21 protein-coding genes, 1 tRNA gene and 1 pseudogene are annotated in these 23,366 nt (G+C 52.8%); 15 read left to right on the forward strand and 8 right to left on the reverse strand.

From position 1 onward, the window contains the following. Positions 1–7: 7 nt before the first annotated feature. Entirely contained in the window at positions 8–847 is an 840-nt protein-coding gene (locus ACZ1G5_RS06195) for a fumarylacetoacetate hydrolase family protein (RefSeq protein ID WP_472732018.1), read from the forward strand. Here the strand turns inward: ACZ1G5_RS06195 and hspQ are convergent. Next, positions 844–1,170, reverse strand: coding sequence for a heat shock protein HspQ (gene hspQ, locus ACZ1G5_RS06200; protein WP_008231445.1), 327 nt, complete (start codon positions 1,168–1,170; stop codon positions 844–846). The genes ACZ1G5_RS06195 and hspQ overlap by 4 nt on opposite strands. Positions 1,171–1,251: 81 nt before the next feature. Between hspQ and ACZ1G5_RS06205 the strand changes: the two genes are divergently transcribed. Both ACZ1G5_RS06205 and ACZ1G5_RS06210 read left to right on the forward strand, forming a co-directional pair. Then, on the forward strand, positions 1,252–2,133 hold the full coding sequence (locus ACZ1G5_RS06205; RefSeq protein WP_472732019.1) for an AEC family transporter: 882 nt from the start codon (positions 1,252–1,254) through the stop codon (positions 2,131–2,133). Positions 2,134–2,208: 75 nt separating this feature from the next. Beyond that, positions 2,209–2,799 carry a transglycosylase SLT domain-containing protein gene (locus ACZ1G5_RS06210; protein WP_472732020.1) on the forward strand — a complete coding sequence of 197 codons (591 nt, stop codon included), beginning with the start codon at positions 2,209–2,211 and terminating at the stop codon, positions 2,797–2,799. A 52-nt stretch (positions 2,800–2,851) separates the two neighbouring features. Here ACZ1G5_RS06210 and ACZ1G5_RS06215 read toward each other — a convergent pair whose 3' ends face one another. Then, positions 2,852–3,457 (reverse strand): LolA family protein, encoded by a 606-nt coding sequence (locus ACZ1G5_RS06215; protein WP_472732021.1) that lies wholly within the window; start codon positions 3,455–3,457, stop codon positions 2,852–2,854. A gap of 141 nt (positions 3,458–3,598) precedes the next feature. Further along, entirely contained in the window at positions 3,599–5,113 is a 1,515-nt protein-coding gene (locus ACZ1G5_RS06220; RefSeq protein WP_472732022.1) for a PstS family phosphate ABC transporter substrate-binding protein, read from the reverse strand. A gap of 478 nt (positions 5,114–5,591) precedes the next feature. Between ACZ1G5_RS06220 and ACZ1G5_RS06225 the strand changes: the two genes are divergently transcribed. Together ACZ1G5_RS06225 and ACZ1G5_RS06230 are read left to right on the forward strand one after the other, a co-directional pair. Next, the gene (locus tag ACZ1G5_RS06225; RefSeq protein ID WP_472732023.1) at positions 5,592–6,131 is read left to right on the forward strand and encodes a DUF3833 family protein; all 540 of its coding nucleotides are present in this window, start codon (positions 5,592–5,594) and stop codon (positions 6,129–6,131) included. A 38-nt stretch (positions 6,132–6,169) separates the two neighbouring features. Beyond that, complete coding sequence (locus ACZ1G5_RS06230) at positions 6,170–7,093, forward strand: DUF1963 domain-containing protein (RefSeq protein ID WP_472732024.1); 924 nt, start codon at positions 6,170–6,172, stop codon at positions 7,091–7,093. Between the two features lie 15 nt (positions 7,094–7,108). On the opposite strand, the gene yidD is transcribed toward ACZ1G5_RS06230, so the two are convergent. The 3 genes from yidD to rpmH are packed head-to-tail and all read right to left on the reverse strand — an operon-like array spanning position 7,109 to position 7,862. Next, positions 7,109–7,330: a membrane protein insertion efficiency factor YidD gene (yidD, locus tag ACZ1G5_RS06235; protein WP_472732025.1), complete on the reverse strand. Its 222-nt coding sequence runs from the start codon at positions 7,328–7,330 to the stop codon at positions 7,109–7,111. Beyond that, positions 7,327–7,713: a ribonuclease P protein component gene (rnpA, locus tag ACZ1G5_RS06240; protein ID WP_472732026.1), complete on the reverse strand. Its 387-nt coding sequence runs from the start codon at positions 7,711–7,713 to the stop codon at positions 7,327–7,329. The genes yidD and rnpA overlap by 4 nt, the downstream gene beginning before the upstream one ends. A 14-nt stretch (positions 7,714–7,727) precedes the next feature. Continuing rightward, positions 7,728–7,862, reverse strand: a complete 135-nt coding sequence (gene rpmH, locus ACZ1G5_RS06245) for a 50S ribosomal protein L34 (RefSeq protein WP_008231458.1) — start codon at positions 7,860–7,862, stop codon at positions 7,728–7,730. Between the two features lie 298 nt (positions 7,863–8,160). Here rpmH and ACZ1G5_RS06250 point away from each other — a divergent pair, with 298 nt between their 5' ends. From ACZ1G5_RS06250 to ACZ1G5_RS06265, 4 genes are all read left to right on the forward strand, one after another. Next, positions 8,161–8,892: a TVP38/TMEM64 family protein gene (locus ACZ1G5_RS06250; protein ID WP_472732027.1), complete on the forward strand. Its 732-nt coding sequence runs from the start codon at positions 8,161–8,163 to the stop codon at positions 8,890–8,892. A gap of 2 nt (positions 8,893–8,894) precedes the next feature. Then, a complete protein-coding gene (locus ACZ1G5_RS06255) occupies positions 8,895–10,313 on the forward strand; it encodes a dihydrolipoyl dehydrogenase family protein (protein ID WP_472732028.1) in 1,419 nt (472 codons plus the stop codon). Between the two features lie 18 nt (positions 10,314–10,331). After that, positions 10,332–11,732, forward strand: coding sequence for a sensor histidine kinase (locus ACZ1G5_RS06260; RefSeq protein ID WP_472732029.1), 1,401 nt, complete (start codon positions 10,332–10,334; stop codon positions 11,730–11,732). A gap of 61 nt (positions 11,733–11,793) precedes the next feature. After that, positions 11,794–11,870, forward strand: a tRNA-Arg gene (locus ACZ1G5_RS06265). A gap of 743 nt (positions 11,871–12,613) precedes the next feature. On the opposite strand, the gene ACZ1G5_RS06270 is transcribed toward ACZ1G5_RS06265, so the two are convergent. Together ACZ1G5_RS06270 and ACZ1G5_RS06275 are read right to left on the reverse strand one after the other, a co-directional pair. Continuing rightward, positions 12,614–16,957, reverse strand: coding sequence for a hypothetical protein (locus ACZ1G5_RS06270; RefSeq protein WP_472732030.1), 4,344 nt, complete (start codon positions 16,955–16,957; stop codon positions 12,614–12,616). Positions 16,958–17,280: 323 nt separating this feature from the next. Then, positions 17,281–17,799, reverse strand: coding sequence for a hypothetical protein (locus tag ACZ1G5_RS06275; protein ID WP_472732031.1), 519 nt, complete (start codon positions 17,797–17,799; stop codon positions 17,281–17,283). Positions 17,800–18,688: 889 nt separating this feature from the next. Between ACZ1G5_RS06275 and ACZ1G5_RS06280 the strand changes: the two genes are divergently transcribed. From ACZ1G5_RS06280 to ACZ1G5_RS06305, 6 genes and pseudogenes are all read left to right on the forward strand, one after another. Then, entirely contained in the window at positions 18,689–18,931 is a 243-nt protein-coding gene (locus ACZ1G5_RS06280; RefSeq protein WP_472732032.1) for a helix-turn-helix domain-containing protein, read from the forward strand. 234 nt (positions 18,932–19,165) lie between these two features. After that, positions 19,166–19,861, forward strand: coding sequence for a PDDEXK family nuclease (locus tag ACZ1G5_RS06285; protein WP_472732033.1), 696 nt, complete (start codon positions 19,166–19,168; stop codon positions 19,859–19,861). Between the two features lie 380 nt (positions 19,862–20,241). After that, a complete protein-coding gene (locus tag ACZ1G5_RS06290) occupies positions 20,242–21,519 on the forward strand; it encodes a transposase family protein (RefSeq protein ID WP_472732034.1) in 1,278 nt (425 codons plus the stop codon). Between the two features lie 29 nt (positions 21,520–21,548). After that, positions 21,549–22,001, forward strand: coding sequence for a hypothetical protein (locus ACZ1G5_RS06295; RefSeq protein ID WP_472732035.1), 453 nt, complete (start codon positions 21,549–21,551; stop codon positions 21,999–22,001). After that, a complete protein-coding gene (locus ACZ1G5_RS06300; RefSeq protein WP_472732036.1) occupies positions 21,994–22,959 on the forward strand; it encodes an ATP-binding protein in 966 nt (321 codons plus the stop codon). Before ACZ1G5_RS06295 ends, ACZ1G5_RS06300 begins: the two co-directional genes overlap by 8 nt. Beyond that, positions 22,960–23,364, forward strand: a pseudogene (locus ACZ1G5_RS06305) (TniQ family protein); the annotation flags it as partial. It abuts the gene before it with no gap. Positions 23,365–23,366: the final 2 nt, after the last annotated feature.

Consider the following 23,366-nt stretch of genomic DNA (forward strand, 5'->3'; position numbering starts at 1 on the left):
CCACCTTATGAAACTATGCCGGATCGAGACATCAAAAGGGATCAAGCCGGGCGCTGTCGACCTTGACGGCGATATTCGCGATTTATCCGCGCATCTTGACGATGTCACTACGGCACAGATCGCGCCCGACGCGCTGGACCAGCTCGCAAAGGTCAACTTGGGCACGCTGCCAGTTATCAGCGGCAAGCCCCGCCCATTTCTACGCGATACGGGGCGTGTGTTCTGTATCGGTTTGAACTTCTTTGATCACGCAGAAGAGATGAACATGCCGATTCCCGCGCATCCGATCCTCTTTATGAAAGCCTGTGCCGTGACCGGGGCCACCGACCCGGTGATCATTCCCAAGGGATCTACCAAGACAGATTGGGAGGTGGAGTTGGGTGTTGCCATCGGCAGCCGCGCGCAGCATGTCACCGAAGACGTGGCGTTGGATCATGTCGCCGGATATTTTGTCGGGAACGACGTGTCAGAGCGGCATTTTCAGATCGAGATGGGCGGGCAGTGGGTCAAGGGTAAGTCCGCCGACAGCTTCGCCCCCGTTGGTCCCTACTTGGTGACCAAAGATGAAATAGCGGACCCGCAAAACCTTGCCATGTCGCTTGATGTGAACGGGCGGCGCATGCAAACCGGATCAACAGCGACGATGATCTTTTCCGTCCGCCAGATCGTTGCACATGTCAGTCAGTTCATCACGCTGCATCCCGGTGATCTGATCCTGACCGGCACGCCGCCGGGCGTAGGCGGTGGACAAAAACCGCCATGCTTTCTCAAGCCCGGTGATATCATGACAACGAAGATCGAAGGGTTAGGCGCGCTGCACCAAGAGGTGATCGCGTTTGACGACTAGTTCAGTTGAACCTGCAACGGGTACTGCCCATCCTCGAACGGACCAAACAGATCATCCAGATCAGGGTGATCCACCGGCTCGCCAGAGTAGTCAGCTACGAGGTTCTGCTCAGACACATAAGCGACGTAAAAGCTCTGATCATTTTCGGCCAGAAGATGGTAAAACGGCTGATCCTTTTTGGGACGGCTGTCCTCGGGAATTGCATTGTACCATTCATCAGTGTTCGAAAACATGGCGTCCACGTCAAACACCACCCCGCGAAAAGGGTGCTTGCGGTGACGGACCACTTGGCCAAGATGATATTTAGCACGCGTTTTGAACATGATCTTCCTATTTCGAGGCAATATACGTCCGCTGCCGGTGCAAAGTCCACGCCTGCAACCAATTATTAAAGGAAACAGTCTGTGAACCTCGCCCTGACAGTGCTCAATATCACCGCGCCAGTGTTCCTTTTGGCGGCGGTTGGATTTGTCTGGGTCAAGCTGGGGTTTGAGTATCGGGTCGAATTTGTCACCCGCATGGCTATGACCCTTGCAGTGCCCTGTCTGATCTTTGTGGCGCTGATGAATATCGAGGTCGCGCCACAAGCGCTCGCTGCTTTGTCGCTGGCGTCTTTCGTGGCCTACGGTCTTGTAATGATCGGTTGTTTTGTCGTTGTGAAGGTGGCGCGACTGGACGTGCAGACCTATCTAGCACCGCTGATTTTTGGCAATACCGGAAACCTTGGTCTGCCGCTCGCGCTGTTTGCATTCGGTGAAATCGGGCTGGGTTATGCCGTTGTCGTCTTTGCGATCATGGCAATTTTGTCTTTTACCATAGGCATTTGGATGGTTGCCGGTGCGGGATCTCTGCGACGTGTTATCCAAGAGCCATTGGTTGGGGCCACATTGCTGGGTGCACTCTTCTTGTGGCGGGGCTGGGAAACGCCAGAGTTCCTGACCAATGCAATCGAGTTGATCGGCCAAATGGCGATCCCGATGATGTTGATCACACTTGGTGTCGCTGTGGCACGGCTGGAAACCAAGGCGATGACACAAGCTGTTGTCTTGTCCGTGATAAAGGTCGCGATCTGCGGGGCTGCGGGATGGCTTGCGGCCACTTGGTTTGGCCTTGACCCGATTGCCGCTGGTGTCCTGATCGTGCAAGTCGCAACACCCGTCGCGGTCACATCCTACCTTTTGGCCGAAAAGTACGGTGCAGATGCGCAACCTGTTGCTGGGCTGGTTGTTGCCTCAACCTTGCTTTCGGTGATCGTTTTGCCGCTGATCCTTGCATTTGTGATCTGATCTGGCCGCCTTAGGGATTCACAGGCAGTCCGCAACACGCTATGCTAAGAAAAAACAAAGAAAAGCGAGAGGCAGATGAGCAGTATCTTTCGCGCAATGGCATGTGTGTTGCTTCTGGGAAGTTGCGGCGGCGGATCGGGTGAATTCTCGGCGCCACGGAACTTGGATGATGCCTGCAGTATTGTGTCCGAGCGCCCCGAATATCTTCGTGCTTTCAACGCGGTTGAACGCAAGTATGGCGTGCCTGTGCCAACGCTGATGGCGATGATCTATCAAGAGAGCAAATTTATCGGCAACAACCGAACCCCACATCGCTATGCACTGGGCGTCATCCCGGTTGGGCGTCAGTCGTCGGCCTTTGGGTACAGTCAGGCGCTTGATGGCACATGGGAAGAATACCAAGACGGCCCCGGCGGCCGTCGCGCGCGCCGCGATGATATTGACGACGCGACCGACTTTATGGGCTGGTATATGGTGCAAACGGTGGAAGAAACCGGTGTGCCAATAAACGACACGCGCAACCAATATCTGGCCTACCATGACGGACGGACAGGGTTTAACCGGGGAACCTATCGTTCCAAAAGTTGGTTGGTGCGTATCGCCGGAGAGGTCGAGGCCCGCGCGGTGATGTATGACCAGCAGCTGCGCGCCTGTCGCAAGCGATGACATGAAAAAGGCGGCTCTGACGGCCGCCTTTCCTATCATATTCTGCCCATGATCAACCTTCGCGATTACGCGTTTCAGCCCGAATGTTGAACAGGATGTCACGGATCGCGCCGCCTGAAATCAGATCATTCAGGATGACGGTTGTTTCGACACCAAGATCATCCGTCACAACCCACTGGCGCAATTCGATAGGATTGGCCGTAAACACCATCTGAATACTGCCGTAGTTCGGATTGTCGGGGTCCTGCGCTGTGACGCTGGTTGTTGTGCCGTCAGATGACACATCTGTCACCATGCGCGCGCGTTCCAGATCAACATTGGGTGCCAGAATAATGCTCAACGGCGTTTGGTTCAGCGGGTAACGCTCTGGTCCGGTGTTGGAACGCGTGTCAAACACAGCTAATTGGCCGCCACTTGCCAACACCATCGAGTCAGACGGTGGATTATATTCAAACCGAATACGACCAGGCCGCTTGATGTAGATTTGCCCCGTGTAGAGGGTTCCGTCAGAGTTAATCTGCGTAAAGCCCCCTTGCGCTGTCTGAAGCTGGTTCAGATAGGCAGATATTTGAGACAAGCTCAGCTGCTGTGCGGAGACGGCACCGGCGTAAAGCGTCAATGCAGCCGCTGCGATGATGGATAGGATACGTTTGCTCATGTCTTTTACCTATGTGGCTGGGCGTCGAAATGCACCCTTTGGATAACCGATACAACAGCATTTGATCTGCTGTTAAGCGATATCACGCCACATGTTTATCAATAGCGGACGCAGAAATACGAATAAAAAAGGGTTTTTGGGCTAGCGCACCCACACCTCAACACGCGTGTAGTCAGAACCGGCCACCTGCCCATCGATGCACGTCACCTTCGAGACATCGCCGAAACCAAACGACGACAGGGTGACGCTATTCGCCGCGATCTCATCAGCGGCGATCTGTGCAAAGACATCTTGCATCTGGGCGGCTGATGCGACGGACGCCGCGATCGCGGCGTCACTGCCAGCCGTTGTTTCAGCGATACCAACGAACGCAACTTCGCGACCTGAAATGGCGGGGTCTGAAAGTGCCTGAGCCAGATCAATCATCATTCCACGGTTCCACGCGCCCTCTGGTCCACTTGTCGCCCCACCAATGAGTGTCGGTGACAAGCGATCCGCATCAAACAGCACCTGAAACATCTCAGCGGCCGCGTCACGCTGTGACACATCTAGTGATGCGTCCAGCAAGCCGGTAAGGCGTGCATTTTTTTCTTCGCCATCTTGCAGCATAGTGCTTTTTTTGAAGAACCCTTCGCGTTCCAGAAGCCCTTGTGCAACGTCAGACGATGCGAAATCGAACAACTGCGGCACCAGGGGCGTTTTTGCTGCACGACCATAGTTGACCATGATGGGACGGACCAAAGGGTAGTCGCCAGACACGATGTTAAAGGTTGTTGGCATAACCGGCACACCACACGACCCCGTCACCGGGACAACCAGATCAGGATTGGCGTTCTGAGAACTCATAATGCTGACGCTGCCGGGGAATTGGTTAATCGATGCAACGATCCCGCTTTCCTCAGACATCGTGAGGATATTGCTTGCGATCTCTTTGTCTGCTGGCTCCATGACAAGGCTTAGGACGTCCGAAGCGATAAGCGAACTTGGCGGCATCTGAAGCGGTAAGATGTTGACGTCGGCACCGCCGACCTGGGACCAATTCGTCACTTCACCGGCAAAGATACGCGCCAGCTCATTCATGGAAATCCGAGAAATTCCTGCGTTTGGCGCCACAACGACAGAGAAGGAATTCAAACCAAGCAGCTGATGGCTAAGGTTCGCCGCATCCGCCCAACCCGACGGGTCAGAGAACTCCGCCGGAGCGGTACCATTCAGCGTAAAACTCTGAATAGTCAGATCGCTGTCCTCGTCCGATGCAGCGAACGCAATCTGTGCAGTTTGCGCGCCATCCCCGCTGACAAGCGCGATATCACCGTTGGGTTCAAGCGTGACGTTGGAAGAATTCTCACTGGCAACCGCGAATGCACCTGACACTGTGCGATACAGTGTTGCAAACATCGGTGAAGCAAAGCCGATCGTCATCTCATCGGATGCGGGTTCAACCGCTGTTTCCCGGCTTTCGAACATGCCTTGGAACGCATCCGCCGTCAGGCCAAATGAGTTGGAGGCCACGGTTTCAAAACACCCAATGCCGAAACACACAACCTCAGATGCAGGCACACTCACCGGACCGACAGACGTCTGAACGCGCAGCATCACCCCGTTGAAGTCAATGATCTCACCCTCAACGGTGATAAAGTCATCGGGAGAACGCAATTCAACGTCCTGTGCAAGAAGCGCAACAGGCGCTACGGAACATAACAGAATACACGCAATTCTAGTAAGCATTTCTAAACAGCTCCAGCAATCTGTCGGTATTTGAATTCAGTGATGACCCGTAGTAGAGCATCGAAAGCTGGCAAAACTTGGTTGGTTTCCCCTATTTTCCCAAATTCTGCGATACCCCTTGAGAACCTAACATGCCTTGTTTCCTTGGCAATGCTGCAACTGCAAAAATCCCGTGAGCGTAGCCTCCACACAATTGCCACATTCGGCCGCGCGCAGGTCCGTAATCCTTTAGGGCGGCAAGCCGTCAAAGAGGGGGCCGCCCTGCAGCTGCCGGATAACCTGGTGAGATCTGCAAGCCGACATGCCTGTGTGAATTCGGTCAAGAGCGCGGCAGGATCTTGATGTTTTAGCCAAAGGCATCCGAAGCCGCCTTTCAGACGTAATAACAACAACACTGGAGAATATGATGCGCCTTATCCTTGTTGCCGCCTTTGCCCTGCTTGCTGCCTGTGCCGGCAAACCGTCATTTGACGATCCTAACCTGAGTGACCGTAAGTTGAACCTTGAAGAGTTCTTCGATGGTGAGTTGGTCGCCTATGGGCAATTTCAGGATATCCTTGGTACCGTGCGTCGTAGCTTTGTTGTCACGCTCAATGGCGATTGGAATGGCGAGCGTCTGCGGCTGGTTGAGGATTTCGTCTATGAAGACGGATCGACCGAGCAACGCATCTGGACACTGACCAAGACGGGCGACGACGCATGGGTTGGCACCGCCCCCGGCGTGATCGGCGAAGCGACAGGGATGGAACAAGGCGACCGCTTCAACTGGAAATACGAGATCGACCTGCCCATCCCATCGGCCACGGGCGAGACCGAGACGTTGCGCGTGACATTTGACGACTGGATGTGGTTGTTGGCGGACGATCGCTTGCTGAACCTAGCTTATGTGAAGCGGTATGGGTTGGATATCGGCATCGTTACGATATCATTTGAAAAGGCTAGCTAGGCTCCCTACCTACCCCGTAGGTTGTTGGGAAGTAACGGATGGTCCTGTGGGTTTTTGTCGGAGCGGTTGCTCTCTACGTTTTGTTTCGGATTGTCCGCGCGCGGTTTGAAAACGCCAAAGTGGAAAAACACAAGCGTGGGCGCAAGCCGGTTTTGCTGGGTGAGGTAGAGGCAGCAACCGCCGAAATGGAGCGGCATACGCTGCCTATGGCGTCACTGACACCCAGGCAAAGCGACAGCATTGCGACGATGGATACAAAATTAGGTGGCCAACCGTGGGTGCCTGACGCGTCACATGAATGGCCCCTCTCTGCGACAGGCGTTCCGTTGAGTTTCCTGGCGCAGATCAACTTTGAGCAAATGCCCCCTATGGACGATTTTCCCACGGTAGGCGTTTTGCAGGTATTTGCAGACGTTGCTGCGACCCTGAATGACGAAGGCTGGCCCAGCCATACCAAGCCGAACGCACCCATATCGCATCACGTCGCATGGTACCCTGACCCCAAAGGCGGACATTTTCTTGCGCGACCCGAAGGCATGACCGCCTATCCCGACGAAGCATTGGTGTGCGATGGCGGGGTGCCGTCAACTGGACTAGCTGTCGATGTCGCGATCCACTCCATTCAACCGCCAGTCTACCATTTGCCTTCGCCCAACTCCGAGATTTGCCATCAGGAAGCCCGCCCGATCAAAGGCGCAGACACGAGAAAAGCTATTCGCCGTTTGCAAGACCGCAGCTTTGACCTGCAGCAACGACAGGGCGTTCACCGGATCGGCGGGCACCCCATCTTTCTGGGCAACGATGTCCGACGAATTGTTCATGATGATGGTTTTGATCGCGTCCTGCTTCAACTGCGGTATAGAAATGACGCCAAAGATGTCTTTCCAATCCGCATGACGCTTGCATTTCGCAAAATGACCTGCGAGGTGGACAATTGGGCAACGCGCGGTTCTTTTGGGTGAAAGACTAGCGACCGTCTAGTCCGGTACGTTATCAATCCCTGATCCACCCCATGGATGGCAGCGCAGGATACGCCGCACGGTCAGGTAGCTGCCTTTGATCGCCCCGTGCTTTTCCAACGCTTCCAGCGAGTAAGCCGAACACGTGGGCTGGTACCGGCAACTCATCCCGACCCATGGGGACAGTACCATGCGGTAAGCCCGGACCGGCAGCGAGATGATGTAAGCAAAGGGGCTCATCCGTGGACCTTTTTCATCGCACGCCGCATATCAGCGACCAACGTGTCAAAAGGTAGGGTCGCCGTTGTGTCTTTGCGACCCACCAGCACATAGTCCCACCCGTCCCGGCCCATTTTCGGCAGCACAATGTGGGCCACTTCGCGCAAACGCCGCTTGGCCCGGTTGCGGGCGACAGCATTGCCGACTTTCTTGGAACAGGTGAAACCAACGCGGATGCCCGTCGCCTCGCCATCGGCGCGCTTACGGCCTTGCAGGTGGATGCCGGGGGTGCCCTGCCTGTGGGCGTGAGACGCGCGCACAAAGTCGGCGCGCTTGGTCAATACGCAAACAGAAACCGCCGGAGCGCCCTGATCAGGCCCAACCGGCGGTTTCAAATCGGTCAAAACGGCTGTTGCGCTTACGCGCTCAGCTTCGCGCGGCCCTTGGCACGGCGATTGTTCAGGATCTTGCGACCGGCCTTCGTGGCCATACGTGCGCGGAACCCGTGACGGTTCTTGCGAACCCGGTTTGATGGTTGGAACGTGCGCTTCATAGCGTGCTCTCCGGTTAATGGCCAAATCCACGACGGGGATTCGAAGCCGAACTACATTTCAGACCCGTCCTTTAGAGGGGGTGGCATGCCATGTCAACGCAAGGGGCGGGCTGAAACTGCAACAATTCCCATATTTCGATCACGTCAATTGTTACAGTCTTCACGGGCGCACCCCGTAAAACTGAAACATCAGGGGTGCTTTGCATCAATGCGCCGTGAGGTGGGTATCGCAAAGCGCGCGATCGGGTCATCTAACCTGCAACCAAACAGACACCGCTACACCCATAGGACCCGAGAGATGACCGATATGACCGAAGCCCCTGCCAACCCGATACTCAAAAAGCTGCCGCTGATCATCATCGGCATTGTCGCCCTCTTGGGTGCGTTTTTCCTGCGTGATTACCTGACGTTCGAAGCGTTGGCCGAAAACCGAGAGACCCTCCTGAGCTTTCGGGATGCCAATTATCTGCTGACCGTTTTGGTCTTTATCGCAGCCTATGTGGTGATTGTTGCCTTTTCCCTCCCCGGGGCAACAATCGCTACACTCACCGGTGGTTTTCTGTTCGCAACCTTCCCCGGCGCGCTGTTCAACATGACAGCGGCCACCATCGGCGCGACAGCAATCTTTTTGGCCGCCCGCTGGGGGTTTGGTGAAAGCCTTGGCAAGAAACTGGAGAACTCCGACGGTGCTGTGAAGAAAATCAAAGACGGCATTGATGAAAACCAGTGGTCGATGCTGTTTCTGATCCGCTTGGTCCCCGCCGTGCCCTTCTTCCTTGCCAACCTGATCCCGTCCTTCCTTGAGGTGCCGCTGCATCGCTTCGTGATTTCAACCTTCCTTGGTATTATCCCCGGTTCCGTGGTCTACACCTCTGTCGGTGCGGGCTTGGGCGAGGTTTTTGCCCGCGGCGAGACACCGAACCTCGGCATCATCTTTGAACCACAGATCATCTTCCCTATCATCGGCTTGTGCGTTCTTGCCGCTCTCCCCATTGCGATCAACGCCATCCGCGGCAAGAAAGGCCTGTAATCATGAACCGTATCAAAACAGATATCTGCATCATTGGCGGCGGCTCGGGTGGTTTGTCCATTGCGGCCGGTGCGGTCCAAATGGGCGCTAAAGTGGTCCTGCTCGAAGGTCACAAGATGGGCGGTGACTGCCTGAACTATGGTTGTGTGCCGTCCAAGGCGCTGATCGCATCCGCCAAACAGGCCTATGCCATGAACCACGGCGCGCCCTACGGAGTAGGCGAAGTTGAAGCGCAGGTCGATTATGGCGCGGCGAAGGACCACGTTCACGATGTGATCGCCACCATCGCCCCGGTCGATAGCGTTGAGCGTTTCGAAGGCCTTGGTGTGCACGTGATCGAAGAATTCGGCACATTCATTTCCAAAACCGAAGTGAAAGCTGGCGACAACATCATCGAAGCACGCCGGTTTGTTGTCTCAACAGGCTCTGGCCCATTTGTGCCGCCGATCCCTGGTTTGGACACGGTCAAACACTATACCAACGAAGACATCTTTGATCTGCGCGAAAAGCCAAAGCATCTGATCGTCATCGGTGGTGGGCCCATCGGCATGGAAATGGCGCAGGCGCATCGCCGTTTGGGCTGTGCCGTCACGGTCATTGAGGGTGCCAAAGCCTTTGGCAAAGACGATCCCGAAATGGCGGCCTTTGTGCTGGAAAAGATGAAAGACGAAGGCATCAATATTGTTGAAGAAGCCCAAGCCGAAAAGATCAGCGGCTCAGGCGGCACGATCACCGTGCACACACCCAAAGGGGATTTCACGGGCTCGCACCTGCTGATGGCCGTGGGCCGCAAGGTGAATACCGACAAGCTTGATCTGGATGCCGGCGGGATTGCGCACGACCGTGCGGGCCTGAAAGTTGGGCCGGATCTGCGGTCTGTCACTAACAAAAAGGTCTATGCGGCCGGTGACGTCGCAGGTGGCCTGCAGTTCACCCATGTCGCGGGCTACCATGCTGGTGTTCTGATCCGCTCCATGCTGTTTGGTCTGCCGTCCAAGCAACGCACCGATCATATCCCTTGGGCGACGTATACGGACCCCGAACTGGCACAGGTCGGTCTGACCGAAGCGCAGGCCAAGAAGAAGCACGGGGCCGCATTGGAAGTGGTCCGCTTCGACTTCCACCACAATGACCGTCTGATCGCAGAGCGGAAAAACAAGGGACTGATCAAGGTGATGGTCGTCAAGGGCCGCCCCGTCGGTGCATCCATTGCAGGCCATATGGCAGGTGAATTGATCGGCATGTGGGCCATGGCCATTGCCAACAAAATGAAGATGTCAGCCATTGCAAACACCGTTCTGCCCTACCCCACTGTCAGTGAGGTTAACAAACGGGCCGCGGGTGCCTATTTTAGCCCAAGACTTTTCGAAAGCCCAAAGGTAAAGGGTATCGTAGGCTTTGTGCAGCGCTGGCTGCCATAGGCCCTTAGGCGAGGTAGTATGACCAACTCACTTTCAGGTCGATTTCTGATCCTCACGGTGATCTTCGTGATGCTGGCCGAGGTTTTTATCTTCGTGCCCTCCATCGCGCGGTTTCGTGAGGATTATTTGCTAGCGCGACTCGAGCGTGCGCAGATTGCGTCACTTGCTCTGGAAGCGGACGATATGATCAGCCCCGCCCTGGAAGCTGAACTGCTGAAGAACGCCGAGGTGTATAACGTGGTGTTGCGGCGCGACCAAATCCGACAGCTGGCTTTGTCTTCGCCGATACCCTCGCCGATTACCGAAACCTACGATCTGCGCGACCCAAGCAGCATGACGCTGATCGCAGATGCCATGCGGACCCTGTTCAACAGCGAAGAACAAATCATCCGGGTTATCGGCAATCCTGTGCGCGACGGCGGTCTCTTGATCGAAGTCACAATGGATGAAATGCCACTGCGCAATGAGCTTTTGGCCTATGGTCGCAATATTCTATTCTTGTCTGCGTTTATCTCGATCATCACGGCCAGCCTGTTGTTCATTTCGGTCCAGATATTCCTTGTGCGTCCGATCAAAGGCGTGGTCACCCATATGCAGGCCTACGCCAAGTCGCCTGAAGATGCCCGTCAGATCATCACCCCATCTGCCGGTGTACGAGAACTGCGCGACGCCGAGGAATCCCTGAAAATGATGCAAACCCAACTGACCGGTGCGCTCAAACAAAAGGAGCGCCTCGCACAGTTAGGTGGCGCTGTGGCAAAGGTAAGCCATGATTTGCGCAACATACTGACCTCCGCGCAGCTTTTCACCGATCGTATTGAATCCTCGGATGATCCGCTGGTCAAACGCATGGCACCAAAACTTGTCAACTCGATCACACGGGCCGTGAACCTGTGTGAAACAACGCTGGCCTTTGGACGTGTGGATGAACCCGCTCCGACTCTGGCGCGCGTCAACCTTGCAAGCATTGTTGGTGATGTGATCGACAGCGAACGCCTGGCTGCGGGTGACTATGAATTGTCATTCTCCGAGGACATTCCGGCATCCATGACCCTGCGCGCCGATGGAGAGCAGTTGTTCCGCGTGATCTTCAACCTTGTGCGCAATGCGCGACAGGCCATCATGGCGACCGGCAACCCCGGCGAGATTTGCATCAAGGCGGTGGAAGACGACCAAGCATGGTGCCTGACCATCACCGACACCGGGCCCGGTTTGCCCAAAAAGGCGCAAGAACACCTCTTTCAGCCGTTTCAGGGTGGTGTACGCAAAGGCGGCTCGGGCTTGGGGCTCGTGATCGCCGCAGATCTTATTCGCGGCCACGGCGGACGGTTGGAGCTGAAACAAACAGACGAAAACGGGACCGTGTTCATGTTGCAACTGCCCAAAGAAGACCTCGCGCTTGCTCCGGCGGCCGAATAGAGAAAGAATCTCAATTGGCCCTTGCATCGCGGGGCGGTCAGGTCTAAATCCCCCGATACGCGGATTGGTAGCTCAGCTGGATAGAGTACTTGACTACGAATCAAGGGGTCGGGGGTTCGAATCCTCCCCAGTCCGCCATTTTTCTCTTTGTGAGACGACACATAGTTCTGCCTTTTGCGACAGACCTTTGCCTTTCCCATCCATCTCAGTGCATCGGCTCATTCTTTGTTCCTTCCAATTGGGCCAGGTTTTCTGAACAACCGCTGAAAGCGGCTTGCTCTGAAACCTTGCCACGTGGCGAACGCGGATGGGGGCGAGGCAATGCTATTCGATAGGGGTGGAGCGGCCCGCAGCCGAAGGCGAGGACACGGCCCTATCTAATGGGGTTGCCCGAGGGGAAGGCTGCGCCTTCACCCTGATGTGACGCAGCGGCGTATCGCGCTTGCGCGAACCCCCAGGAACCAGAAAATCTTAAGTGTGGCAGGACAGAGGCCTGCCTCGACGGCGGGAACCTGACTTTCGCTGCGGGTGCGAGAGGCCATTGATCATTTTGACAAAGCGGACGTTGCCGCAAGCATATCGACGTTTGCTGCGTTAGCGATTTTGCCTTGGATGCACCCGTAAAGACAGCACTTGTGTCACCAAGTACAAACCCGAAATTGAATTTTTGAGGGTCCATGCAGCCTGACTGACCTGCCCCCCGAAACGCCGGACATTTCAGGGGAACAGATCAGAAGCTAAACGAAATTTGCCAGACTTGTTCGGAGATGGTGTCGATTGAACAAAAATAGCTCCGTACTGAGGTAAGCGGTGACGCGGCAATGATAGGTCTAGTTAAAGGCGGCTTTGTGCTAGACCATCGTATCTGCCGTTTCGCTTATTTATGCCGGTTCTGGATCCCAGCCAATTAGTCCGTCGTACGTGAATGACAGAAACACTGAAATTTGTCGTCCTTCATCATCTCGTGTGAACTTATCCAATGGCGTAATCTTTGCGAATAGGCCCGAACCAAAGTCAATCATCGCAAACTGGGGACCCCGGTATCCTGTCATAGTACCCTTAACTCTGGCTAACTTTTGTGCCAGCTTTTTAACTTCCTCAGGGCGGGCTTTCTTGATCGTCGACGGTGGGTCAAAATCTAAATCATTCCTAAAATGAGCCAGTCGCACACCATCTCCGGCCTTGACCAACCAGTCATATGACCATGAGCGGCTCCCAAATGGCCGGTTTGCCTGCGCGACATGAATCCATCGAACAGTTTCAGCAGCTAATGCCTCTCTTGCTCCGTATGATGAGTGCCAGCGGAGAAAATTTAGGGCAAAGAGATAATAGGGAGGTTCGACAGAACCTGGGTTTAACCCATGCCAATCCAAAAGTCGCTGAATAGCGATTGTAACGTCAAATTCAGTCAAATGACGGTAGGCTGCAAACCAACGCCTAATATCGGCATCTCGGACACCTTGTTGCTCCGTGTTTTTTTCCATCATCAAGGCGATAGTGCGTAGATCCCCTTGAGTCATTGAGTTCCAGTTGCGATTTGAACGTGCAAAAATCGCTGCTGAAAGTGCACGTCGAACACCGACATCCTCATAGCGTGCGGCCAACGCTTTGAGATCTGCAACCACTCTTTCAGTTTTCCCATAGACCAAGTTCCACTCAGCAATCGTTTTGCCTGCCCTTACCGAAATATTTGGGCGATTTCGCAACATGTCTATGCTGTCCTCAGCAGTAGAGAGAGCGTTCATGTATGCAGATCTTGATCGAGGTTGCAGAAACTGAGCCAAGTTGGTTGAATTCGAAAGGGCCTGGGACATCCGTAAAAGGATTGCTGATGTCTGAATCGTCCCTACCAATCCATGCTCGCTTGTCCGTTTGAGGACGGTCGAACGTTCAAATTTATCTATCGCTGTTCGATAATCGCTTAAAACTGTCGCCTCTACACTAGCTAATGGAGAGCCATCGATACTGGCCTGCCTTAATACCTGCTCCATACGAACCCGGTGGGACATGCCGGATATGTGAACCAATGCGGCGTCATCCTGTCCCTCGGGCATTTGTTCAGCAAATGTTGCTAACCGAATAGCATCATCAACATCTTTTGGTTCTTCGTACATCAAATGACGTGCTAAATGGGCAGAGTAATGCGGCTCCCTAGGCCACAATCGCACAATGTGCTTAAAAATACTCCGTGAAAGGTCTGCGTTGGCCAAGTCGTTAATCAGTAGGGAAAAGCGGCCTTGGCTCGGTATGCCCCCCACTGATAAGTCGACATCAGCACTTATTGTACTGTCGATGTCACGCGTAATGAACAATGCTTCGATTAAGTCTTTAATCCGATCTGTCTCACGATTATCAAGCTTCTGTATCTGGGAGAGCAGTGTCTTTGAGAATAATGAGATGTCGGCACGCCATCCTTGTTCGCTCCTAGCAAGTTTGGCTAATACAAGCATTGCTAAAAGATGGTGCGAAACGCGAATGAACGTTCCCGTGCGAAGAAAAAATACCGATGGCTCTTCCAGATAGAGGCCATCACCTTCAACTTTATCGTAAATCTCGAAGAATTCCTGCTCAGGGAAACCGGACGAATAATACAAAGAAACAAGGCAAAGGGTTGCCAGAAGTTCTCTATCCGTTTGGTTTTTGGGCCTCGTTGCAATTTCTGCCACTAGGTTCTCTACACCAGAAAAATTTTCTCCAAATGCGGTTAGTCCGAAGAAGAATGGGCTTCTCTGGTCAGTAGAGTTCTTAGAGTTCGCAAGCCTACGAATCTGTTCTCGTTTTTCTTCGCTTCGTACTTGCTCTAGGTAAGCATCACGAAATAATGCAGTTTCAAGGTCATCTAGCGTTGCAGACAATACTTTATCGTTCGGCTCCATCTTGGTAGTACGGCCCACCCACAGGAATACGGCGCGTGTATTATCTTCTCGAAGTTGTTGTAGTAGCCCTTCTCGCTCGCTTTCCGTTACTATTGTCGCCTCCATGACAACTAGCAGTGGAAGTGAGGAAAACTGAAAAATATCGCGAAGGTATGAAGCAGTATCGCGGCTTAGTTGGTCGACAATAACCGTGGGGTAAGACTCCATAGAATTCCAAGCAATTCGTTTTGCTAAAGTTGTTCCACCCGCACTTGGTTCGTGAAGCAAGTTGATTGTTCGGTTGCTTGAGGCTTCTATGGCCTCTTCAATTTTTCGAGAAAAATAACTTAGCGCTACACTACGCGGAACATCAAGTTCTTGGGCCAGCTCAGCCCACTCAATCGGCAAACCACGGCGAAAATCGACGCCAAAAGCTCGATCGTTTGGAAAACTTTGCGCGCGTGCACGATACACAATAGTTAGGTCTCTACAGGCACGTAATAGAAGGCCTTCGGGTATTGGCTCTAGCTTCACACCATTTGACCCCCGGCAGGGTATCAACCCCTGAGTCGTATCAATGGGTGTTGCAGCTCGTTCATCTTTCAAACTGGACAGTACCGTGCTGGTCTTTAGTTGGTTTGCTTTAACGCCTTCAATTTCCGGTAATGCACGAAGGTCATCAACAATGACCAGAGGGGCCATATGCTGATGGAAATTTGTATCCATCATCTCAACAGTAATTCTGAAAATGGATTCAGGGATACCGTCCGCGAGAACTAAACAGCGGACATCATGCGGGCAAAGCTGATCGGCTATTTTTTGAAGAAGACCTTCCAAAATACCTTTGTGCGTGCGCCTCCAGTCCTGAACCGTTGAACTAGGCGGATAATCTGAGATATCACGACGGCCATTTGCGAAATACCATATCGCACCGCGTTCGAGCAGCTTCAGGTCTGGTATGGGTTCTCCTGGCCAAGACTGCCTAAAAACGACGGAGCTTGCTTCTTGTTCATAGTTTGACGGCGCGGATGTTCTAAAATCGACTATAAGGTTCCATTTTGTTTCTGCTACATCATTGGGCAGTTCGTCTAAGTTCTCGCCTATAACGAGAACATTAAAACTAGCGGCGTCAAACTTTAGTCTAATACCTTGGGCTTCGTTCACCACATCAGCTTCTGAGTTCGTGGTGGATGGCCATGGCACGGCTGGACAATCTGGATATACCTGAGAAATATCCAGACCAAGTAGTGCAAACGCGTGCTTAAGATAAACAGCAGACCATATGTAAGATTGCGCAAACTGGGCGGCTGAAAGACCACCAGAACCGCTGCCTTCGCGAGGAACTTTATGCAAAAAGCCCAAGCCTGCGGCTACTTGCGCTAACTGCATTTGCAGCTGCAGGTCGTCCCTGCGGTCACCATACTTTTGTACAGCTAACTCCATGGCTTTCGGGCGTGCCTCTAAGATATCTTCAAGCCAACCGCGCTCACTCGGTTCGACTGATGTTGAAACATCCTCTGTCGCTAATCCCTTTACCAAAGTGAACCACCGACGAGCACCTAAGCCACTTAATGATCGAAGAAGAGTCGCCAACTCAAGATAAGCATGATCATAGAAGAAAGGGCTGTTTGGCTTGTATGTTGCAAAATCAATCAAGTTGACCTCGCTTACGTCGGCATTCTGATCAGCTTTAATGAACAGGTTCTGACTATGGCAATCGCCGTGAATTGGTCCTGTAATTGGTCGAATTTGAGGCTTGCAGTTAGCGGATCGTGCAAAAAATAGGGGGTTTGGTAGAAGTTCGTCTCGATAAGAGAATATTGGTGCATCGACCATTTCGGGACCGATAAATTCCGAGATGTGGTCGTCAATACGACCACCTTCGTTTGGTTGAAGTTTGTACGTCAAGAGGCTTTGAATAACTTCGTTTGCAGGTTGTTGTTCTCCCAAGCTGTAGAGATTTGGTGTCCAGGCGATCTGACAAAATTTTCTATACGCAGATCGAAAAAGGGAATGATCAGCGACGAGTGGTCTCCAAGCAATCCGAGACTGCCCTGCAATTTTTATCAGCATGCAATACTGGGTCTCGAAGCTAAGACACAAAACTATGGCCGGTAAGTTGCCGCCAAATGCCCCCTGGTCTAGTGCTTTCTTGTGAAGAGTTTCTTCGCTATCCCAATCAACGGCGAGGTTGTCGATTTTTAGGATATGAATGCCGTCAATATCGCCAGAACAATCTACGATTGCGACAAGCGCACCAGATTTGCCCATGGTTAGCCGTTCACGCACAGTAACGGTTGTCCCAGTTTCGGCTTTAATCTTTTCCAGGGCTAAATCCAGAACATCCTGAAAGTCGTCAGTCTTCATCATTGATCACTCTTCATTTTTCCCATTTTTGCTTAACGATCTGAGGATAGCAATGCAATTGCACAGCCGACCGAAGAATGTGTGGTCGGCCAAAGAATTTGACCAGCGACCTTTTGGACCGAGAAGACCGCCCGCAAGGATGGACATACATCGTAGCAACAAACGGTCCTTTGCGCCGTTCTTGCCTGCTTTAAGCCAGATCAATATGGCAGATTTTTTGCCTGTTGCGACGAAATACGGCCAACCTTTTGTCACTGTCCGCTTTGCGGGCTGCGACTGCAGCATGGCTAGAGTGGAGCGAATGACCGCAAAGGGCCGAATGTAACTCAAATGCTTCGAGATAGTCGTTCATCTCCATCAGCGGCGATTTCCTCGAAGAAGATATCGAGAGTCTGAAACAAGTCCCATCGATCAGCCTGCAGCCGGGCCGCAACGCCATCGATAACTTGTAGTTCCAGATCGGCTGCCCGCGAACCTTTCCACAATGTATCAGCAAGCGCGATTATAAGCTCTTCGAACGAAGCACTCATGCTGGCGTATTGTCCGTGGCTCCGACAGCACCGAGCGATCTTGGCGTCAACGCCATGTTCTATAAGCAACTTTTCACCTGCGGCTTCATGCAGGTTGCCGCCTTTTTCAAGCTCGGTGGGGTGAACGATTTTGCCCGCATCATGTACCGCAATGCCGACTTGAACGAAGAGTTTATCGTACTGAACCCCAAGGTCATCGAGCTTTGAAATGACTTCACCCCCGACTTCCCCAACCAATTCGAGGTGTTTTATCAATCGCCTCGATGCACCTAATCGTTCGAGCAAGTTGAAGGCGTCTTCCGGAGATTCCAGCACGTTTAGCTCCAAACCGTGTTATCGGGCATGGGAGTAGGCTCACCTTTTGTGGCCTTCAAGCCCGCATCAATCTGTCTGGGCTCGGAGCCGTCAGTTGCTGTCGCAGCGAGAAGTGGATAGCGGTGTCCCAAGTCCCAAGTCCCAAGTCCCAAAACCTGAGGCCGAAATCACTTCTATGACGTGTCAAAGGGTGCTGTGGAAATCGAATATGGTGCGCCTTTTTCTGCATTCGTTTCACTCAGAAACCCATTTTCCACCAATGACTTTTTCGCTGTCTCCCAACGAACTTGCAGTTTGCGCGCGACCGCGTTGATTGTTTTTCGTTCAAGCACGGCTCTAGAGATCTGGCTCTGTGTAGGTTTTGGCCAGCGCTTTCCACGGCATAGTTTGTACCCAGCTTCTCTAAGTTTTTTTGAAAGGTTGGAAGGGTGCATTCGAATGCTGGCGGCAATGTCAGATATTCGTTCGCGCTGCTCGTACCGGACGAACAGGGCTCTCAGGTAATCGATCCCTGCTAATTCCATAATCTTCCTGACGAGATGGGGCGTTACGCCATGACTTCGGGCTAAAGACTGGTGATCGCTGCACAATGCGTACGATTTCCGGACGGCCTCAAATGCGTGGAAGTGCAAGTGATTTTGGTCATCAAGGATGCTTATGAATCGCTGACCTTCGAATTTGCACGTGCTCAGTCTCAAAGCTGTTTTCCTTCATCTCCTGCAAAATGGGCCAAGAACCGCACTGTTTGCAACCAAAAATGTGAACATCTTATAACGAGTGCCACAGCTATCTCTTGTAGGGTAAGATCATGATAAATAACGTAAAATTTGACTCAACGGCAGCCGCGTGCGAATAAAAGTAAATCTAGTGACAAGCAAGGTTGATACTGATGCACCGGCCAACACCCACCGATCTTCGGAAACATGAGAGAATCAAATTCGAGCTGCGGTTGGTGGGTAGTTCACTTGCCAAGGTGAGCCGCTCTCTGGGTCTGGCGCAGAGCACAGTGTCGGTGGTTTCGATGGGGCACGGCAGGTCGCATCGTATTCAAGAGGCCATCGCATCTGAGTTAGGCAAGAGCCCACAGGAGCTTTGGCCCAAGCGCTATCGGGCAAAAGGAGCAACGGCATGATTTAAGAGAAATTAGTATGAAGAAGTAAGGCCCCGAGAGCTGTAACTCATCGAGGCCTGTATACTAAGTGTCGTTATCGAACCGACGCTACCTTCTTCCACCGACACATCGGCAAAGTCAACTGTTTCGTGCCTGAACGGGCCACGAAATCAACGACGCTTTGTCTAACTCAATGGACAAATTAGAAGGTGGGGCGGGCCTGCTGCCAAACGCTGTGACTTCCCCAAAGAAACAATGAAAGATGATATTTTTGACTGCGGTGCTGACGTTGCACCGCTACCAAGCCGTGCGACGCGACGGATTGCCAAACGATCAAAGTACAGCTCGCGGGGCGGCATCGTTGTCCAACTCCCAGGATGGGTACGTCCAAGGATCGTTTGCTTTGAGAGCAAGCTCGAGCAGCGCGTGTTGTTCCTGCTGCTGGCTCGCGGTGATCTTATCGATCTGTGGGAACAACCTCCTGCTATAACTTACTGGGACGAAGAAGGTCGTCGACGCACCCATTTCATCGACTTCTTGATCCGGCTCTCATCAGGCCGACGCGTCGCGATCGCGGTGAAGCCAGCAAAACGGGCTTCACGCATTGGCTTTGTTCGAGACCTTCAGTGCATTCGTAAAGCTATGACTAAAGACTTCGCCGATGATCTGGTTCTGATAACAGATCAGGATTTCACTAAGGCTGAAGCGTTGAACGCGGAGAGATACCATGAATTCTCAAGGTCTAGGAATGAGGTGGCGTTTGAAAGTCTCAGAGACGCCGTTCGATCAATGTCATTCCCAACATCTGTGGGAGCGTTGGCTAAATCTCTAGATGCAGGAGACCAGAGTTTCAGGACAGTCTTCATCGCGATCTACGAAGGCCTGTTGTCGAGCGATAGAACGATGCCAATTGATATGGACACCCCCGTTCATCGCGGAGCTGTTCAATGACAAATCTCATGCAAATATCTCCGTTCGCGAGACTGACAATCAGTCCACATACCTATCGAAATGCCGTTGCAACGGAATCTGGGTGCTCGTTCGAAAGAACAGACCGACCGGGCGCACAGATTTACTTTTCGTTCGAAAAGTTGCGCGAATTGCTAGCTCAGCCGGAGAACTCTCTTGAGCCAGATTATTTCATATTTGAGCGCCACGAATTACGGGCAACTGGTGTTATCGCAGCAGTTGGTATGCTCCCTGACGATGTCAAGTCTGAGGTAGTGTGGCGCTATGCATACGTCGAAATTGCACTCCAATTTGAAAAAGCGGGACGGTTGAAGCGAACCGAGTTTTCAATCCAAGTTATGATGGAGGAAATCGAAAGATGCGTGAACAAGCAAGCCGGGGCGGCGCAGGATGGCTGGGTTCCCAAACGCGCTGGACGGAAAAAGGAATTTCGAGCGCCGCCGTGCGCGAGAACGCTCTTGGAGTGGGTGCGCCGTTACGAATGCGCAGGAAATTCGCCACTAGGACTTGTTCCTAGAACATTTCGCTCGGGCAACTGGAAAGATCGTTTCAGCCTTGAAGAACTGCGCCTTTTGGGAAGCTGTATCGGTTGGTATTTGACACGCGACCGAAGGTCCAAACGACAAGTGGCGGATGACACCAAGACGCGGTTCGAAGCTGAAAATGCGGATAGAGTAGAGAAGGGTTTGCCGCCACTCCGCGTGCCATCCAAACGAAAAGTCGAGCGAGACATTGCGAAGCTTGATCCTTATTCAACATATGCGCAACGGCATGGAGTGGACGCCGCAAACCGTAAATTTATGCTTTATGAGGAAGGGATCGACGCGAGCTATCCGATGGAGTGGATCGAGATCGACGAATGGCGCGTTGATTTGATTTCAATATTGGCGGAACGCGGCGCACTTGATCACTTGTCCGCAGAACAGCTTGCAGAACTTCCGCGAGGTCGTCGCTGGCTCTATCTCGCCATCGACTGTGCAACCCGCTGCGTCGTCGGTATGCGATTGGCCATTACGCCGAACGCGCAAGATGCAATTGCTCTGTTGGCTAACATTACGCGCGACAAGACCGATCTTGCGATAGCAGCTGGTTGCAACTCAGCCTGGGCTCATTTTGGTGGCTTGAAAACGGTCGCAACCGATCTGGGGGCAGCATTTGTTGATGACAACTTTCGGACTGCCATTTTTGATGCGCTCGGTTCGCCTGAGACACCGACAGGCGGATTGCCGCAATTGCGGGCGCGTGTGGAAAGGATATTTGGCACATTTGGTACCAATCTGATGCCCGGTCTTGCAGGCCGAACGTTTTCAAACCCAAAGGACCGTGGTGACTATCCATCACAAGAAATGGCGTCGATCACCGATGACGCTTTGATGCAAATGCTCATCTTGTATGTCGTGGATGTGTATCACAATCGAGCGCACCCCGGTCTCGGCGGCGAAACGCCAAACAACTGCTGGAAGCGTCTGGCAAAGGAGAAGGGCGTCGTTGCGGATGTTCCAGAACGGACCCGTCGTCGTGCATTTGGTAAACAACTTAAGCGAAAAGTGACAGGTCGAGGCGTGCGTGTCTTCGGTATAGATTACACCTGCAAAGCGCTTCGTCAGTTCCACCTGCACAACCATCAAACGCAGATCTAAGGGTCGATCTCACTGACTTGGGCTGGGTAATGGTGCGCATTGGTGATGAATGGTTTCACGCGATGGCACTTCAGACATGCTTTGAAGGGGTCTCCTACGATGAATGGCAAGCCGCTGCTAAGGAGTTGAGACTTAAGTACCGCGACGAAGCCATGTTGCAGGAAAAAATTGTAGCCGAGGCACTTGCCAAAATTGCCGCAGTCAATGCTGCAGAACAAAGGACGTTCGCCACGCTGTTGCGTAATGTCACTCCTGCGGGCCTGGCACGTGGTGAGGAGGATCTTTTTCTTGGGTTGTCAATTGATCCTGAAGATCCTGGAAACCTCGACTTACCTCCTGATGACGATTTGTTTGGCCACGTGGTTCCGGTGCCCAAAATTGACAATGGGGGCGGCAGCGCAACTGTCGCAATCGAACTCACCACCGATAGCGATGCTGACAACGAAGACGTGCCTCTGAATTGGAGCTTTGACGATGAATGATCGCAAGGACATCCATCGTCGTCTTGCTCTGCTGCGCCACGATTTCGTTCGCAACGAGCCGTACCACAGCTTCTCTGATCAGTTTGATCGTCAGTTCCAGAGACGGCTTGCAGCTCAATCTTTGGAGCTCACTGAAGAGGCGAGAGCAATCGCCGTGATAGGTGCGGCTGGGAGCGGGAAGACCAGGTTAGTCAAACGCGCTCTCGAGCAAAATCAAGACCTGACGGATCCTAAGGATGGGGATGAGCTTATCGACTATATGCGCATTATCGTTCCCGCATCTGAAACGATGAAGAACTTGGCGATCCTTCTGCGGGAGAAATTGGGTTACGAGTCTAAGCGCAAAAGTGACAACGCATCTGAGATTTGGCGACAAGTTCACGTTCAGCTCAGAAATCGGAGAACATTCTATATCCATTTGGACGAAGCGCAGCATTTGATTGCGAGTCCGAATGAAAATGTTCGTGCAGGTGTCGTAGACAGACTGAAAACTCTGTTGAACAATGATACTTGGCCTGTTGGGCTGATCCTTTCGGGCACACCGAAATTGCTCGAGATGCTAAATTCTGACCCGCAACTTGGGCGTCGTGTAGATCTTGTGAAATTACCGGCTATCAGCCGGGTTTCGCACGCTAAGGAAGTTCAGGCGATAATTTCTGCATATGCCGCAAAAGCCCAAATTTCACTCAGCGAAGATTTGGATTTCGATGATTTGGTGCCTAGGCTCATCCATGCTGGTGCGAATGAGTTTGGGAACACGATAGCCATGCTTGGCTTTGCTCTCGAAGATGCACTACTGGAGGGGGCCGCCGAATTGAACTTAGGTCACTTCTCTGAAGCCTTTCGACGGACGGCTGGCTGTGTGCCAGCTCTCAACATCTTTGTCGCTGCGGACTATTTGAGCATCGATGCGCGCAAAGTGGTCTGGGATCACTTCTCCAAATTTGGAGGGAAATAAATGGCAGAAAATTTCCGTCTCATTTTCCCACTTAAGCGCTTTGAAACGGCAACGTCCTACGTCTCGCGTTTGACGAGATATTGCGGGCTGCACGAGCCTCGCGTTCTTTGTTTGGACCTTGGTTTTCGCTGGCAGGACTTTGTTCGTGGTGACGATGACCTCCTTGAGAAAATCGCAACGATTGGCGGTGCATGCCCGAGGGATATGAAACGCTGGGCCGTGCGTACAGTTGACAAAAATCGGTTCGAGGTTTGCGGCCAAAGGGCGACTAAGACGTCTTTGGTTCGTTCGCGCCTGCGTGTTTGTCCGCGATGTCTGATAGAAGATCATCAAAATGGCGGCAGATATGGTGTTTTCCGTCGGGTCGTATGGCATTTCTGGTCGATCCGGACATGTCCGGTGCACAA

It is taken from the genome of Yoonia sp. JB2-21 (assembly GCF_055693545.1).

What these genes read in the sequence shown, in the direction of transcription:
- ACZ1G5_RS06195 (WP_472732018.1), top strand. Translation starts at nt 8, where the DNA reads ATGAAACTATGCCGGATCGAGACATCAAAAGGGATCAAGCCGGGCGCT.
- hspQ (WP_008231445.1), bottom strand. Translation starts at nt 1,170, where the DNA reads ATGTTCAAAACGCGTGCTAAATATCATCTTGGCCAAGTGGTCCGTCAC.
- ACZ1G5_RS06210 (WP_472732020.1), top strand. Translation starts at nt 2,209, where the DNA reads ATGAGCAGTATCTTTCGCGCAATGGCATGTGTGTTGCTTCTGGGAAGT.
- ACZ1G5_RS06215 (WP_472732021.1), bottom strand. Translation starts at nt 3,457, where the DNA reads ATGAGCAAACGTATCCTATCCATCATCGCAGCGGCTGCATTGACGCTT.
- ACZ1G5_RS06225 (WP_472732023.1), top strand. Translation starts at nt 5,592, where the DNA reads ATGCGCCTTATCCTTGTTGCCGCCTTTGCCCTGCTTGCTGCCTGTGCC.
- ACZ1G5_RS06230 (WP_472732024.1), top strand. Translation starts at nt 6,170, where the DNA reads ATGGTCCTGTGGGTTTTTGTCGGAGCGGTTGCTCTCTACGTTTTGTTT.
- yidD (WP_472732025.1), bottom strand. Translation starts at nt 7,330, where the DNA reads ATGAGCCCCTTTGCTTACATCATCTCGCTGCCGGTCCGGGCTTACCGC.
- rpmH (WP_008231458.1), bottom strand. Translation starts at nt 7,862, where the DNA reads ATGAAGCGCACGTTCCAACCATCAAACCGGGTTCGCAAGAACCGTCAC.
- ACZ1G5_RS06250 (WP_472732027.1), top strand. Translation starts at nt 8,161, where the DNA reads ATGACCGATATGACCGAAGCCCCTGCCAACCCGATACTCAAAAAGCTG.
- ACZ1G5_RS06255 (WP_472732028.1), top strand. Translation starts at nt 8,895, where the DNA reads ATGAACCGTATCAAAACAGATATCTGCATCATTGGCGGCGGCTCGGGT.
- ACZ1G5_RS06260 (WP_472732029.1), top strand. Translation starts at nt 10,332, where the DNA reads ATGACCAACTCACTTTCAGGTCGATTTCTGATCCTCACGGTGATCTTC.
- ACZ1G5_RS06270 (WP_472732030.1), bottom strand. Translation starts at nt 16,957, where the DNA reads ATGATGAAGACTGACGACTTTCAGGATGTTCTGGATTTAGCCCTGGAA.
- ACZ1G5_RS06280 (WP_472732032.1), top strand. Translation starts at nt 18,689, where the DNA reads ATGCACCGGCCAACACCCACCGATCTTCGGAAACATGAGAGAATCAAA.
- ACZ1G5_RS06285 (WP_472732033.1), top strand. Translation starts at nt 19,166, where the DNA reads ATGAAAGATGATATTTTTGACTGCGGTGCTGACGTTGCACCGCTACCA.
- ACZ1G5_RS06295 (WP_472732035.1), top strand. Translation starts at nt 21,549, where the DNA reads ATGGTGCGCATTGGTGATGAATGGTTTCACGCGATGGCACTTCAGACA.
- ACZ1G5_RS06300 (WP_472732036.1), top strand. Translation starts at nt 21,994, where the DNA reads ATGAATGATCGCAAGGACATCCATCGTCGTCTTGCTCTGCTGCGCCAC.